The organism is Mesorhizobium sp. M1328 (assembly GCF_040318075.1).
Classification (GTDB): domain Bacteria; phylum Pseudomonadota; class Alphaproteobacteria; order Rhizobiales; family Rhizobiaceae; genus Mesorhizobium.
The window spans coordinates 101,901-116,405 of record NZ_JAMYLO010000003.1 but is presented as its reverse complement, the minus strand read 5'-3'; the positions used below and the strand labels follow the sequence as shown (position 1 = coordinate 116,405).

16 protein-coding genes are annotated in these 14,505 nt (G+C 62.6%); 8 read left to right on the top strand and 8 right to left on the bottom strand.

Translation table 11 applies throughout. From position 1 onward, the window contains the following. Positions 1–22 precede the first annotated feature (22 nt). The 7 genes from NKH23_RS09060 to NKH23_RS09030 all read left to right on the top strand — a co-directional run bounded on the left by NKH23_RS09060 (position 23) and on the right by NKH23_RS09030 (position 4,921). Positions 23–781: a hypothetical protein gene (locus NKH23_RS09060; RefSeq protein ID WP_353024973.1), complete on the top strand. Its 759-nt coding sequence runs from the start codon at positions 23–25 to the stop codon at positions 779–781. Positions 782–1,399: 618 nt separating this feature from the next. Beyond that, positions 1,400–2,464: a phosphoribosylformylglycinamidine cyclo-ligase gene (gene purM / locus NKH23_RS09055; protein ID WP_352717616.1), complete on the top strand. Its 1,065-nt coding sequence runs from the start codon at positions 1,400–1,402 to the stop codon at positions 2,462–2,464. Then, complete coding sequence (gene purN, locus NKH23_RS09050) at positions 2,461–3,168, top strand: phosphoribosylglycinamide formyltransferase (protein ID WP_352911376.1); 708 nt, start codon at positions 2,461–2,463, stop codon at positions 3,166–3,168. Before purM ends, purN begins: the two co-directional genes overlap by 4 nt. 166 nt (positions 3,169–3,334) lie before the next feature. Continuing rightward, on the top strand, positions 3,335–4,036 hold the full coding sequence (locus NKH23_RS09045) for a class I SAM-dependent methyltransferase (RefSeq protein ID WP_352911379.1): 702 nt from the start codon (positions 3,335–3,337) through the stop codon (positions 4,034–4,036). 48 nt (positions 4,037–4,084) lie between these two features. Further along, complete coding sequence (locus NKH23_RS09040) at positions 4,085–4,288, top strand: hypothetical protein (protein WP_352911381.1); 204 nt, start codon at positions 4,085–4,087, stop codon at positions 4,286–4,288. Positions 4,289–4,299: 11 nt separating this feature from the next. Beyond that, positions 4,300–4,401 (top strand): hypothetical protein, encoded by a 102-nt coding sequence (locus NKH23_RS09035; protein WP_352911382.1) that lies wholly within the window; start codon positions 4,300–4,302, stop codon positions 4,399–4,401. A 4-nt stretch (positions 4,402–4,405) separates the two neighbouring features. Further along, on the top strand, positions 4,406–4,921 hold the full coding sequence (locus NKH23_RS09030) for a SixA phosphatase family protein (protein WP_352911385.1): 516 nt from the start codon (positions 4,406–4,408) through the stop codon (positions 4,919–4,921). 114 nt (positions 4,922–5,035) lie between these two features. On the opposite strand, the gene NKH23_RS09025 is transcribed toward NKH23_RS09030, so the two are convergent. From NKH23_RS09025 to NKH23_RS08990, 8 genes are all read right to left on the bottom strand, one after another. Beyond that, on the bottom strand, positions 5,036–5,308 hold the full coding sequence (locus NKH23_RS09025) for a DUF680 domain-containing protein (protein WP_352911386.1): 273 nt from the start codon (positions 5,306–5,308) through the stop codon (positions 5,036–5,038). Between the two features lie 270 nt (positions 5,309–5,578). Next, positions 5,579–5,812 carry a DUF680 domain-containing protein gene (locus NKH23_RS09020; protein ID WP_352977718.1) on the bottom strand — a complete coding sequence of 78 codons (234 nt, stop codon included), beginning with the start codon at positions 5,810–5,812 and terminating at the stop codon, positions 5,579–5,581. 378 nt (positions 5,813–6,190) lie between these two features. Then, positions 6,191–8,413 carry a cation:proton antiporter domain-containing protein gene (locus NKH23_RS09015; protein WP_502912338.1) on the bottom strand — a complete coding sequence of 741 codons (2,223 nt, stop codon included), beginning with the start codon at positions 8,411–8,413 and terminating at the stop codon, positions 6,191–6,193. Between the two features lie 185 nt (positions 8,414–8,598). Next, positions 8,599–9,285, bottom strand: a complete 687-nt coding sequence (locus tag NKH23_RS09010) for a DUF2270 domain-containing protein (protein ID WP_502908322.1) — start codon at positions 9,283–9,285, stop codon at positions 8,599–8,601. Between the two features lie 68 nt (positions 9,286–9,353). After that, a complete protein-coding gene (locus NKH23_RS09005; protein WP_352911392.1) occupies positions 9,354–11,462 on the bottom strand; it encodes a molybdopterin-containing oxidoreductase family protein in 2,109 nt (702 codons plus the stop codon). 42 nt (positions 11,463–11,504) lie between these two features. Beyond that, entirely contained in the window at positions 11,505–11,699 is a 195-nt protein-coding gene (locus tag NKH23_RS09000) for a hypothetical protein (protein WP_352911394.1), read from the bottom strand. Positions 11,700–11,703: 4 nt separating this feature from the next. Continuing rightward, the gene (locus NKH23_RS08995) at positions 11,704–13,581 is read right to left on the bottom strand and encodes an ABC-F family ATP-binding cassette domain-containing protein (RefSeq protein ID WP_352911397.1); all 1,878 of its coding nucleotides are present in this window, start codon (positions 13,579–13,581) and stop codon (positions 11,704–11,706) included. A 437-nt stretch (positions 13,582–14,018) separates the two neighbouring features. Next, positions 14,019–14,198 (bottom strand): hypothetical protein, encoded by a 180-nt coding sequence (locus NKH23_RS08990; protein ID WP_254820275.1) that lies wholly within the window; start codon positions 14,196–14,198, stop codon positions 14,019–14,021. Positions 14,199–14,330: 132 nt separating this feature from the next. Here NKH23_RS08990 and NKH23_RS08985 point away from each other — a divergent pair, with 132 nt between their 5' ends. Continuing rightward, positions 14,331–14,504, top strand: a complete 174-nt coding sequence (locus tag NKH23_RS08985) for a hypothetical protein (RefSeq protein WP_023677660.1) — start codon at positions 14,331–14,333, stop codon at positions 14,502–14,504. Position 14,505: the final 1 nt, after the last annotated feature.

The window sequence follows — 14,505 nt, the reverse complement described above, 5'->3', positions numbered from 1 at the left end:
GGCAAGTGAGAAGCGACAAAAGTTGGGCCGTGCACGCGTTTGTCGAGAGCGCACTGGCAGCGAAGCTGTTTTGGAACAAGCGGCGCAGTGGCTGGACTCTTCGGCAACCATCAAGGGCACCATGGCGCAACAAAGAGGGAGTGAAACCTTGTCTTTGGCCGTTGGCGAAGCGCGTAAGTATCTCGATACGTTCATGACGGGACATGGCTTTCGCCGCATCCGGAAAGGCGTCTTCGAAGTCGACCGGAGCGACGATATCAGCCTAATTCTCGAAGAGGCCTTTACTGCGAGCTATGGCGATGTTCATGTGAACATGCTCGTTTACCTGGACTTTCTTACCGTCAGGCCGTTGCTTGAAAGGCTGTACGGCAAAAAACGGATCTGGCCCGGACTGTCGCAGTTTCATCCTGAAACGATATTTAACAATGAGCTGAAAGCTTATGCTCGTTACTTCGAGCACCTTGACCAGACGAGCATAGATAGGTTGCTGGGGAAATATGTCGAGCTGGCGCGACGGATCAGGGCTCAGAACCCGGACCTCGCCAGTTACGTCGCCGGACATAGCGAGTTGCTCGACAAACCTTACGAATTCACACAGCCCTTCGCAGTTCGGATCCTCGCGCTGATTGCCTGCGAAATCGAACTTGGGCACTACGAGCGGGTGAAGCAGGCTGTGCACTGGATTCGAACGAACAATAGCGGAATAGCGCTGAGCGGCTACGCCAAGGCACAACTCGACCGCGTCGACATGGTTCTGGCGGAACGAGAGGGGCGTCCGTAAGGGCGGCAGCTTGGGCGACTGTCCACTCTTTTGTCGAGCCAAGACCGTCTGATCCCGCCGTCATCCTTGCGAGGTGCGGCCGTTCATGCGAAGAGCCCGGGAAAGCAATAGCTTATTTTCCCAACTGCCGAACGACGATGGCGCAGAGAATCACAATCGCTTGGCGAGTCACGCTTTGCTATCTGGCCGGACTGACAGAAAGTCTGCTGGCTTTCGCATCTTTCGGAACCCCGCACCGCAACATAGCGACGCAAGATCTTCTGTGGGCCTTCGCTCTTGAGCTGGCCGTGGGCGTGGTCGTCTCTTGTTCGCGAGGTCGGTCGTTGCAAACCCCGGTCTGTGGGCTGCCGCGGCGGCTTTGGTCGCCGCCGGCTTCTCGTATGGAATTCTGCCCTTCGACGGCGAAATCAGGTCTCTTGCCACCGTCGGTGGCCTCGCCGCAATTCTGGCGGGGATTTCTTTTTACTGTTGGAGTATATCGCGCCCGGTTCCGCCGGTATCCAACTAAAAACACCATCATCGCGCGCTTGCCTTGCGGGGCAAAACCGTTCATGCGAAGAGCCCGCAAGCGAATGAAACCAGCGACAGGCAAGCGCAACAGATGAGCAGGCGCCGGAAATGAGCAAGCGCAAGAACGGGCTCACCTATGCCGAAGCGGGCGTCGACATCGATGCCGGCAATCTCATGGTCGAGAAGATCAAGCCGCTGGTGCGCGCCACCCGCCGGCCGGGCGCCGATGGCGAAATCGGCGGCTTCGGCGGCGTGTTCGATCTCAAGGCAGCCGGCTTTACCGATCCCGTGCTGGTCGCCGCCAATGACGGCGTCGGCACCAAGCTGAAGATCGCCATCGATGCCGGCAAGCACGACACGATCGGCATCGATCTCGTCGCCATGTGCGTCAACGACATCGTCGTACAAGGCGCCGAGCCGCTGTTCTTCCTCGACTATTTCGCCACCGGCAAGCTCGATCCCGACCAGGGTGCTTCGATCGTCGGCGGTATCGCTGCCGGCTGCCGGCAGGCCGGCTGCGCGCTGATCGGTGGCGAGACGGCGGAAATGCCCGGCATGTATCACGACAAGGATTACGACCTTGCCGGCTTTGCCGTCGGCGCCGCCGAACGCGGCCAGCTGCTGCCGACCGACGACATCGTCGAGGGCGATGTGCTGCTCGGCCTTGCCTCGTCGGGCCTGCATTCGAACGGCTTTTCGCTGGTCCGCCGCATCGTCGCGGTAAGCGGCCTTGGCTGGGGCGATCCGGCGCCGTTCAATGACGAGGCGACGCTGGCCGAGGCGCTGCTCGAGCCGACGCGCATCTACGTCAAGTCGATCCTCAAGGCGATCCGCAACACGCATGGCATCAAGGCGCTGGCCCATATCACTGGCGGCGGCTTTCCCGAAAACATCCCGCGCGTTCTGCCCAAGGATTTTTCGGCCGAGCTCGATCTCGGCGCCATCGAGGTGCCGCCGGTGTTTTCGTGGCTGGCCAAGACCGGCGGCGTCGCGCCGGAAGAGATGATGCGCACCTTCAATTGCGGTATCGGCATGATCCTGGTCGTCGCCTCGGGCCAGGCGGCTCAGGTCGCTGCCGTGCTACAGGAAGCCGGCGAGACGGTGACGCCGATCGGCCAGATCGTGCCGCGCCGCGATGCCGGCGTCATCTATCGGGGCTCGATCGGCCTATGAGCAAGAAACGGACGGTCGTACTGATCTCTGGGCGCGGCTCCAACATGACGGCGCTGATTGCGGCGGCGAGCAACCCGGCCTATCCGGCCGAGATCGTCGGCGTCATCTCCGATCGCGCCAATGCCGCCGGTCTCGGCATCGCCGCGGCTCGCGGCATCGCCACCAGGGTGATTTCGCGCTCGGACCATGCCAGCAAGGAAGCGCATGACGGGGCGATCGACGCGGCCCTTGTCTCTTTCGGCGCCGAGATCATCGCGCTGGCCGGCTATATGCGCATCCTCGGCGCGCGTTTCGTCGAGAAATGGCAGGGCCGCATGATCAATATCCACCCTGCCCTGCTGCCTGCCTTCAAGGGGCTGGATACGCACGCGCGAGCCATCCGCGCGGGCATGCGCATCCATGGCTGCACGGTGCATTTCGTCACGCTCGACATGGATGATGGGCCGATCATCGCCCAGGCCGCCGTGCCGGTGATGGTCGGCGACAATGAGGATACGCTGGCCGCGCGCGTGCTCAAGGCCGAGCACCAGCTCTATCCGCTGGCGCTGGGGCTGGTCGCCGAAGGCAAGGCGCGGATGGAAGGCGGCCGCACGGTGTTTTCGCGCTTCGCCGACGATGCCGACAACGCCACGTCGGTGGTGATCGCGCCCGACCCGCTGCGCGAAGAGACCGATCTCGAGCACCTGGCGCGGATCACGCCGTGATTGCTTTTTAATCGGCTGGGTCGTGAGCCCCACAAATTAGCCGTGCGGTGGGCTGCGAGAGTCTGCTGTCTCGACCCAGATTTTTCGGCAGCGCAGCGCAAGGATGCGATGTGCCAAAGGCAGACGCCAGTGATATTGATTTCGGGTACAACGAGGTATGACGTCCGTGCCCGAAACGACAGACTATGACACCATCGCAGGGCGTTACTCGGCGATGATCGATGACCGGCCCTGGAATGCTCTCTACGAGCGCCCGACGACCTTGCAGCTCCTGCCATCGGTCGACAATATCGATGTTCTTGACGCCGGTTGCGGTCACGGCTGGTACGCCGATTGGCTGACGTGCCACGGTGCTCGCGTGGTCGCTGTAGACCGCAGCGCCGCAATGGTTGCTCTCGCGCAGAAGCGCGTCGCAGGTCGCGCCCGCGTGATCAAGGGCGACGTGAGCAATCTGCGAGGTACCCTCGGCGACGAGACTTTTGACCTCGTGCTATCTTCGCTCGTCCTCCACTACCTGGCGGACCTACCAGCCGTCTTTTCTGAATATGCGCGGCTGCTTCGACCAACTGGCACGCTGGTATTTTCGACGCATCACCCAGTTCACGATCACGTCAGCATTCTCGATCCTGGATATTTGAATGCCGAACTGATCGAGGAGGAATGGGGATGGCTCGGCGAGAAAATGCTCTACTATCGAAGGCCGCTGCGCGATCTGACTGATCCTCTTGCGGATGCCGGATTTGTCATTGAGCGGATGTGCGAGCCGACGCCAAGTGAGGAACTGAGGCTGAAGGACCCAAAGGGACATGATCGACTTTGCCGCCTCCCGGCGTTCATTTTCGTGCGCGCCCGGAAGGGCAGCTCATAGATGACGTGATGTCGCCGACAACGCAGGTAAATCAAAGGAGACAGCTTGATGGTCACCGTCGAAAAAGTCAGCGAGGTGCTACCCGAATGGGGGCTTGACCAGCCCTTGCGCATAGCCGAAGCGGAGCGACTACGGAAAGCCTGGACAGATGGGCTGGAAAGCGGTCCGTTCGCGCGGTTCGACATCGGGGAGATAATACAGAAAGCTCGCGGCCGGTTCGGCAACGCCACCAACAACCAGCGGAATGGCTGACATCCAGATCGTTGACGATCGACAATTATCTCGTGCTTTATCGGCTGGCCGAACAGCGCGTCGAGACCGTCCGCGTCGTGCATGGCGCACGCGACGTTTCGGCCTTATTTTGAATCCATGAAGCAACTGCTGCTCCTGCGTCACGCCAAGTCGAGTTGGGACGATCCCGATCTCATCGACTTCGACCGGCCGCTGTCCGGGCGCGGGCTGAAGGCAGCGCCGCTGGTCGGCCGCGAACTGGCCCGGCGCGGCTGGCTGCCGGAGCTGGCGCTGGTATCGCCGGCGCTGCGCACCCGCGACACTTGGCGGCTGGTCTCGGCGGAATTGCCGGCGAAGGTGCAGGCCAAATTTGCCCAGGCGCTCTACGAGGCAGCGGCGGCGGACATCCTCGCCAAGGTTCGGCAAGTAAAGGCGGGGACCGGAACGCTGCTGGTGCTTGGCCACAATCCCGGGTTGGAGGAGTTCGCGCGCGGTCTTGCCGGGGCTGGATCGGATGAAGCGGCGCTGAAGAAGCTGGCGGAAAAATTCCCCACCGCGGCCCTGGCTCGGTTCGATGTCGATGGCGATTGGGCCGGTCTCAGCTTCGGCGGCGCCCGGCTGACGCACTGCATTTGGCCGAAGGATCTGCGTTAGGGATTTACCAACAGGCCGGGGGAAGGATCGCCGATCCTTTCGACCGACCGAGCTTCGCACAAACAAGAGCGGCGGGCCAGGCCCGCCGCTCTTTGTGCTCCGGAGTTTGAGGACCTATCGGCCCCAGTTGCCCCGGCCAGATTGGGGCACTACGGGTTGATCCGTGCCGAAGCGGGTCGTCGCCTCGGTGTCGACGGCGTTGTGCTCAGCCGTCAGCGGCTTGCGGATGGAACCGGTTAACCCGCCGTCGATATTGCCGACAGGCGCATTGCCAACAGGCGCGGCCGGCTGGTTGACGCCGTCCGAACCAAAATGATCGCTGCCGGCTAAGGCGCTGCCCGTGGCGATGAGGACGATGGTGGCGACGGTAAGAGCAATCTTGGTCATTTCAGGTACTCCAGTGTACTGGTCATTCGTGAGTTGTCGTTGCTTTCAACGCATTCGAGATGAGAGCGCTGTCCGCGCCGACGAATACGCACCCGGCCTTTTCCGACGTGCACGTTGCTGGACGATTTCAGCAACCGAGATTGTGGCTACAGATGAAACCTGCAAATCAAAGTATGGCGTAGGATACGACCCGGCGCGCACGCCCGTTGATAGGCGAAAGCAAGAGTAGCGGGCCAAGCCCGCCGCTCTTGTGTTCCAGGGCTGTGATAATCAGCGGCCCCAGATGCCTTGGCCGGATTCAGGCGCCACCGACTCGGAGGTCGTCTTGGCCCCGGTATGCTCGGAAGCGACCGGCTTGCGGATCGAACCGGTCAAGGTGTTGTCGACGTTGGCAGCAGGAGCGGCCGGCTGGTTGACATTGTCCGAGCCATAATGGTCGCTGCCGGCAAAAGCGGTGCCGGTGGCAACAAGGATGGCCGCGGCGGTAAGAGCGATCTTGGTCATTTCAGGTACTCCGGTATTTCTTCGTTCTGTCCGTCACGTGGCGTGCCTTGGGAGGAATTCGCGTCGCTCGGACCACCCCGAGATGGGTCGGCAAGCCTGTCGTTTCCAATCACGAAAATTTTGTACGGGTGCGCCAAATTGGCCGCTTGAAATTCGACATGCGGCTCCTTTAGCCACAATGTTATTCTTTCTTTTCAATTGGTTATGCGGTCATTGGTGATTTGCGGCGCTAACATTCTGTGAGCCGGCGTTCACCGCTTCCCGTACGCTCCGTCAACAGAACCGAACCGTTCGGTTCGAGTTCGTTTACGTTTGGCTGATCAGCGCTTTCAGAGCCTCGATCGACATGCCTGCCGACGGATCAATAGGCAATGAAAATCACGCTGCCAGTTCAGCGCCAGCGGTTTCATGCTTGGGCCGCGCGCTGGCCAGAAGCACGACGGGGCAGTTGCAGGCGGCTAAAACAGCGCCGGCGGTTTCGCCGAAGAACAGGTCCTCACCCGGACGTTGGGTAACGCCCATCACGACGATCGCCGCGCCTTTGGCCGCCTCCCGGGCGATCGCCTTGTCGGGTGTGACGCGGGTATGGAACGCTGTGTCGACATGCAGGCCGTAGCGGCCCGCCAGATCGGCGATGTCTTTCAGCACGGCCTCTTCGCGGCTATGCGACACGGATGTCGACCTGCGGCCCTTGGCTGCCCTTTGCGAGACGTAGAGAACCTTGATCCGCGCCCGGTTTGGACGGGCCAGCGCCAGTGCCAAGTCGGCGGCGCGACGCGCCACCTGGGTTCCGTTGACGGGGACGAGAATGCTGGTGCCGGCCTTCAGCGTCGGCATCTTTTCGGCAGCATTGCCGCCGTTCAGGACCAGGCAAAGCGGGCCGTCAAATCCTGCGGCAATGTCGTTGAGGGCCGGTGCAAAGGCGCCATCGGCGGTCAGCACATCGTCAAGGCCGACCAGCAACAGGCCGTATCCCTTGCGGGCCTCTTCGGCGATCGTCTTACCCGTGGCTTCCAATTCGGTGCGGGCCGTCAGGTGGACTTTATCGACAAGCGTATCATCGATCCGTTTCACCGCCTGGGCGCTTTTTCTTGCACCCTTCTTGATTTCCTGCAGGGCGCGCTCCTGTCCCTTGCTATCGGTTGGCCTGTCAATTCGGCCGTCTTTCGGCTGAAGCAAGGTGGTGGGCAGGCGAAGCAAGGTGGTGGGCATGCCGCTGCCTCCGCCGACTAGTCCGGCGAGATAGGCAGTGAACTTGCCGATCCTGCTGTCGTCGACCAGCACCAGCAGCCGCTCCAGCCTGGAAATGAAGCCGTATTCGTCCAACGCCTCGCGCTCGACACGCTGCTGCTCGTCGTGCCCAACCGGCAGCCGGCCGAGCGCCCAGCGCAGCATCGGAGGCATGGCCAAGGTGGTGATCACGGCCATGGTGACGATCATGGTGAAGAGATTGTGCGACAGGATGTTCATCGACAGGCCGATGCTGGCGACGATCACCTCGGTCGAGCCGCGCGCGTTCATTGCACTGCCGACGGCGATTGCTTCCTTGAACGACATGGCGGCGAATTTGGCGCCGATGAATGCGCCGCCAAACTTGCCGATGCTGGCGATGACCACGAGTGCGCCCGTCAGCATGGCAAGCGTCGGATCGGCGAGCACGGTGAGATCGGCGGAAAGCCCCGCCATGCCGAAGAAGATCGGCATGAACAGCGCGGTGATGACGCCGCGAAGCTGGCCTTCGATATGGCTGGAGAGGATAGGCGATTCCCCGACAAGGATGCCGGCGACGAACGCCCCCAGCACGGTATGGACGCCTATCAGATTGGTGATCAGCGCCATCGCTCCCATGATGATGAGGATCATGGTGATCACCGCAAACTCGCTGCGGAATTGATCGTTGGTCCAGCGGATCAGGGTGAAGACAAGACGGCGGCCAATGGTGAAGGAGAACACCATGAACAGTGCCACCGCGGCGATGGTGGTCACCAGCGGCGCGAACTGCAGCCTGCCGTTGGTGGCGATACCGAAGGTTACGGCGATGACCAGCCAGCCGATCGTGTCCTCGATGATCGCCGAGGAAATAATCACCTGTCCGAGGTTGCGGCGCATGAAGTTCATTTCGCGCACCACCATGGCGACGACCTTGACCGACGAGATCGACAGCGCGGTGCCCAGGAACAGCCCGGCGACGGTGCGTTGCGTGGGGTCAGCCAGCAATGCGTCCGGCAGGAACTGCGCCAGCGCGAAACCGCAGATGAAGGGCACCACGACGCCGGTAGCCGAAATGGAAAAACAGGCCGCGCCAACCCGGCGCACAAGCCGCAGGTCCGTCTCCATGCCGGTCAGCAAAAGCAGCATCAGGATGCCGAGCTGCGAGACCGCGTCGATCATGCCCTTTTGCGCGGGATCGCTGGGAAAGATCAGGTGCTGAGCCGACGGCCACAGCCAGCCGAACAGCGAAGGACCAAGCAGGATGCCGCCGATCAGTTGGCCCATGATTGCCGGCTGGCCATAGCGCTGCAGCACTTCGCCCAGGCCGCGCCCGACAAGCAGCAGAAGCACGATCTCGGCGACGAAAGCGCCCTCGCCCGAACCGCCCATGCCGGAGGCCTTGGACCCGGCAACAAGCGTCTCCGCCGCCCAGGCCGCGCCTGCGGGGACGAAAGCGCAAACCAGCAGCGCCAGGCTGGAACGTGTCGGAGCCTGCCAAGCCATGAAACCCCCATCGCCCAATGCACGTGTCCAACAACGCGCGACAGCGCGTTGCGTTGCCAGACAGGGCGTTGCTAGACGTGGACGTCACCGAAGGAGAGTTCGCCGTCGTCGCTCTCCGTCAGGAAGGCTGCCACCAATAGGCCGGCATAGAGGACGGCGACCAGCACGACGATGACCGCGCCCGGAACTGGGCCTAAGGCAGCACTGGTGACGGCCTCACGCATCGACCCAACGAAACCGATGCGGACGCCTTCGTTTAAGAGGCTGGGGGTCGACAGTTTGAGGATCCAGGCCAGCAGCAGGATCAGCAGCATGTAGATGTAATTGCGACGCAGGCGGCGCGCCAAAGCCACTCGTTGCGAAATCAGGAATTTTGGTGCGCGCAGGCTCTCGCCGACGATCAACAGCCAATCGGACGCGAAATCCGGCCGCGGCGAGAATACCTGCGCGAAATAGTGCCGTTCGAACTGGCGCACGCGAGCCCGATAGAAGTCGAAGAAGCGGTATCGCCGCGCCTCTATCCACAGCAGCAGCAGAACAAGCAGCATGGCAAACAGCAGCACGCCGTGGTGAGCGCTGGCTGTCGAAAGCGAGACAGACAGCATCGCCGCGACAACCGTTATCGCCCAGTTGCTCGTCCGGTCCAGGCGGTCGCGCCACCCAGCCATGCGCGCAATCTCGGCGCGATGAAAGTGGGACATCGTGGTTACGAGTTCGCCGGACGACAGTGTCCTTCCGATGGGATCCGGCGCCGCCAACGCTTCTGCCATGACCATGCCTCCACCCGCCACGCGAAAACGGCCGGATGGAGATATCGTTCCGACGCTCAATCCGCCGGGCGCAGCCAGACCTTGTTGTCGTGGAAGGCGGCGCCGCCATAGGGCGCCGGCGCATCGGCGCCGGTCAGCACGTTGATGCCCTCGCCGCGCTCATGGGCGCTGTTCGGCCAGATGCCTTCGGCGACGACCACGCCGCGCCTGATGCCGTCAAACAATCTTACGTGCAGCACCACCTCGCCACGCTGGTTGCCGACTTCGACACGGCCGCCGTCAGCAACGCCGAGTGCCGCCGCATCATCGGGATGCAAGAGCAGCTCCGGCCGGCGCTCTTTTGCCTGCGACACCGGCGTTTCGGCAAAGGTCGAATTGAGGAAATTGCGCGCCGGCGAGGTAGTCAGCCGGAACGGGTGCGCCTCGTCCGCCACCTCGATCAGGTCGACATGATCGGGGAATTCCGGCAGGCGCGCCACCGGCCCGAACAGGCCCATGGTTTTCGGTGGCCGATTGGGCGACGCCTGGCCCGTCCAGTCGGCGCGAAAATGGAATTTCTTGTCGGCATGGCCGAAGCCGTCCAGGAAGTGCGCGGCCGCGAAATTCGGCTGCAAATCGACCCATTTCTGCTCTTTCAGGCTCGAAAAGCTGCCCAGCCCGCGTTTGCCGAGAATGACATCGATATGCTGCTGCTCGGTCATGCCGAAGCCCGGGCGATCGGCGACACCGAGCCTTTTGCCGAGCTCCTCGATGACGAAATGATTGGTGCGCGGTCCTTCCGGCGGGTCGATCAGCTTCGGCCCGAGCGTGATGTGCTGGTTGCCGCCGCCCTTGTAGACGTCGTCATGCTCGAGAAACATCGTCGCCGGCAGCACCACATCGGCGAGTTTGGCGGTGTCGGTCATGAACTGCTCGTGCACGCAGGAAAACAGATCGCCGCGCAGAAAACCTTGCTTCACCAGCCGCTGCTCCGGCGCGACATTGACCGGATTGGTGTTCTGGATCAGCAGCGCCGTCACCGGCGGGCCGCCATAGAGCGCATCCTCAGCCCCGGTCAGCACCGGGCCGATGCGCGAATGATCGAGATGACGGATCGCGGGGTCGCGCATCCGCGTGCCTTCGAGCAGTTCCTGGTTGAGCTTGAAGATGCCCGAATTGGTATGGAAGGCGCCGCCGCCCTCATATTGCCAGCAGCCGGTGACCGCCGCGATCGAGGCCGCGGCATGCATGTTGACCGAACCGTTGCGCTGCCGGGAAAAACCGTAGCCGAGGCGGAAATAAGTCTTCTTCGTCGTGCCGACGAGACGGGCGAAGGCCTCGATTTCGTCGACGGAAAGCCCGGTGATGTCAGCGGCCCATTGTGGCGTCCGCGTCTTAAGATGCGCTTCCAGACCGTGCGGATCGTCGGTGTATTTTTCCAGATAGGCGCGGTCGGCCATGCCGTCACGGAACAGCACGTGCATCACCGCGCAGGCCAGCGCGCCGTCGGTGCCGGGCTTCAGCACCAAGCCGAGATCGGCCTGCTTCATTGTCGCATTTTCGTAGACGTCGATGACGACGATCTTGGCGCCGCGTTCCTTGCGCGCCTTGATTGCGTGTGTCATGACGTTGACCTGCGTGACCACGGCATTGGTACCCCAGATCACCACGCAGTCGGACTTCGCCATTTCGCGCGGATCGGGGCCGCGCAGCGCGCCGGCGCCCATCATCCAGCCGGTCCAGGCCAGATTGGTGCAGATCGAACCGAAGAAGCCGGAGTATTTTTTGGCGTGCCTGAGCCGCTCGATGCCGTCGCGCTGCACCAGCCCCATCGTGCCGGCATAGTAATAGGGCCAGACCGTCTCCGAGCCGTATTTCGCCTCCGCCGCAATGAACTTTTCGGCGACGAGGTCGAGTGCGGCCTCCCAGCTCGCTTCCTTCCATACGCCCTCGCCCTTGGCGCCGGCGCGGACCAGCGGCTTCAGCAAACGGTCGGGATGATGGATGCGGTCGGCATAGCGGGCGACCTTGGCGCAGACAACGCCGGCCGTATAGCTGTTGGCCTTGGCGCCATGGACCCGGCCGATGCGCCTGGCGTCGAGCAATTCGACCTCGAGCGCGCAGGTCGACGGGCAATCATGCGGACAGGCCGAATGGCCGATTTTGAGCTTGGCGTGCTGATTCATGGGAGCAAACTAGCCGGTTGTGATAGCGGCGTGTAGGGCCAGTTACCCGCCATCAATGCTCTTGAGCAAGGCGTTGTAGGCGCCGCATTTCGGGCAATGTATGTGGCGCTCGACATGCGATGATCCGGCTGCGTCGATGACCAGCAGATTGCCGTCTCCACACTCAGGGCATTTTACGACAGCTTCGGAATTGACAACCAAAACCTTGGCAGCTTCGATCCAGAGTTTTGTCGACATCGTCCTACTCCGCCGTGCCTTCCTCGTACTCCGCCGACATCGACAGCCATTTTTCCTCGTGGCCGGCCAGCTGTTGCGCAAGTTGTGAGCGCTCCTTGGCCAGCCTTGTCGCGGTTGAGGGGTCCTTTTCGTAGACGGCCGGGTTGGCGAGTTCATCCTCGATCAGGTCGATGCGCTTACGGAGGCGGTCCATCAGCGCTTCGGTGGCGCGGATTTCCTTGGCCAGCGGCTCGAAGGCAGCGCGGCGCGCGGCTGCATCGCGGCGGCGGTCGGCTTTCGAGGCTTTGTCCGCCTCGCGCTTGCCGCGGCGGTCGCCGGAGACGCCGGTGACCAGCGTCTTGTAATCTTCGAGGTCGCCGTCATACGGATTGACCGCGCCGTCCTTGACCAGCCACAGCCGGTCGGCGGTCGCTTCGAGCAGATGGCGGTCGTGCGAGATCAGCATGACGGCACCAGGAAAATCGTTCAGCGCATGGATCAGCGATTCACGGCTGTCGATGTCGAGATGGTTGGTCGGCTCGTCGAGGATGAACAGGTTCGGCCCCTCGAAGGCCGACAGGCCCATCAGGAGCCGGGCCTTCTCGCCGCCGGACAGATCCTTGGCGGCCGTGTTCATCTTTTCGGTGGTCAGGCCGAACTGGGCGACGCGGCCGCGCACCTTGGATTCCGGCGCGTCCGGCATCAGCCGGCGGACGTGCTCATAAGCGTTTTCGTCGGGCCTGAGGTCGTCGAGCTGGTGCTGGGCGAAGATTGCCGCCTTCAGCCCGGGCGCCACCGTCATGCTGCCGGTCTCCGGTTTCAGCCGGCCGGCCAAAAGCTTGGCGAAGGTCGACTTGCCGTTGCCATTGGCGCCGAGCAGCGCGATGCGATCGTCGGCATCGATGCGCAGCGTCATCTTTTTCAGGATCGGCTCGCCCTCGGTATAGCCGACATTGACGTTGTTCAGCGCAATGATCGGCGAGGCAACCGTCTTCACCGGCTCCGGAAAGGAGAACGGCCGAACCGTGTCGTTCACGATCGCGGCGATCGGCTTCATCTTCTCCAGCGCCTTGATGCGCGACTGCGCCTGCCTCGCCTTCGACGCCTTGGCGCGGAAGCGCTCGACGAAGGATTCCATGTGCTTGCGCGCGGCCTCCTGCTTGACGCGGCCCTTCTCCTGCAATTCGCGCTGCTCGGTATATTGGCGCTCGAACTGGTCGTAGCCGCCGCGCCAGAAGGTCAGCTTCTTCTGGTCGAGATGGACGATCGAGTTGACGGCGCGGTTGAGCAGGTCGCGATCGTGCGAAATCAAGAGCACGGTATGCGGGTATTTCGATACGTAGTTTTCCAGCCACAGCGTGCCTTCGAGGTCGAGATAATTGGTCGGCTCGTCGAGCAGCAGCAGATCGGGCTCGGCAAACAACACGGCGGCCAGCGCGACGCGCATGCGCCAGCCGCCGGAGAAGGACGAGGCCGGGCGCCGCTGCGCGGCATCGTCGAAGCCGAGGCCGGCGAGAATGGTCGCCGCGCGTGACTCGGCCGAGTGCGCATCGATATCGGCCAGCCGCATGTGGATGTCGGCGATGCGGTGCGGATCGGCCGCCGTCTTTTCCTCTTCGAGCAGTGCACTCCGCTCAAGATCGGCCTTGAGCACGATCTCGATCAGCGGCTCCTCGGTGCCCGGCGCTTCCTGCGCGACCTGGCCGATGCGCGTGTTTTTGGGCAGGCTGATCGAGCCGGTCTCGGAGGCGAGATCGCCGGTGATTGCCTTGAACAAGGTCGTCTTGCCGGTGCCGTTGCGACCGACAAGGCCAGCCTTGCTGCCGGCCGGCAAGGTCAGCGAGGCATGGTCGAGAAGCAGGCGTCCGGCCATGCGGAGCGAAAGGTCGTTGATGATCAGCATGGCCGCGCTTTTGCACGGGACAACCATGCTTCGCAAGGGCTGGAGCCCCGGTTCGCCGCATAAGGCGCGAAAACCGGCAAGCAGGTAAGTCAATCCGCCTGGCGGCGACTCCCGCAAGACGCAAAAAGAACCCGCTATCCTGAGGGGGGACAAGGAGAGCGGGTTCTTTCGTGAACGGCGGCCTTGGGAGCGTCCGATCGACACCCAAACACGCAGCAGGCGGGTTTGTTCCATGTGTTGATGAACAAACGCTGGCGTGGCCGGCAGGTTTGTCCACAGGGGCGTGCCGTCTGTACGCTATCGACCATGACGCTGCGGAAAGACTCGGCTATCCTTGGATGTGCGGCGGGCCTGATCTCCGCCTGGCCGGCGCCATCAGCTTCCTCCCAAGCGGCGCCGGCCACCTCTTTGACCGGTGCCGATGCTATTTCAGGTGGTCATTGTTTCGGCGGCGTGCCGGGCTGATCGCCGCCGGTCGTCGACTTCGGCACCGGATTCTTGTCGACCTGCGGGTTCTGCTCGACCGTGTCGCCAGGGGCCTTGGTCGGCTGGATGTTGTTGTCGCAACCCGCAACCGTCAGAGCTGCCATAAGCAGCAGGATTGAGCGCTTTTTCATCGCAGTCTCCTCTCGCCCGACAACGAGGCGTCGGCGATTTGGTTGCGCGGCCGGTGTCGTTCCTGCATTCGCCAAGGGGCCTGGGAACAAAATGCCGCGTCTCCGGTTGCTCCACAATCAATGGAGGAAGGCATGATCCGTCTGCTCATCGCCGGGGCAATCGTCTATGTCGCCTATCGCGTCGCCAAGAAAGTGATCGACGAGGTACCCGACGATTTTGATCCGCTGCTGCTGCCGCCGCCACAGGACGATCGCGAGGCGCTGCGGCGGCAATCGGCAAGGATGGGCGTCGAGCCCGAGCGTTAGT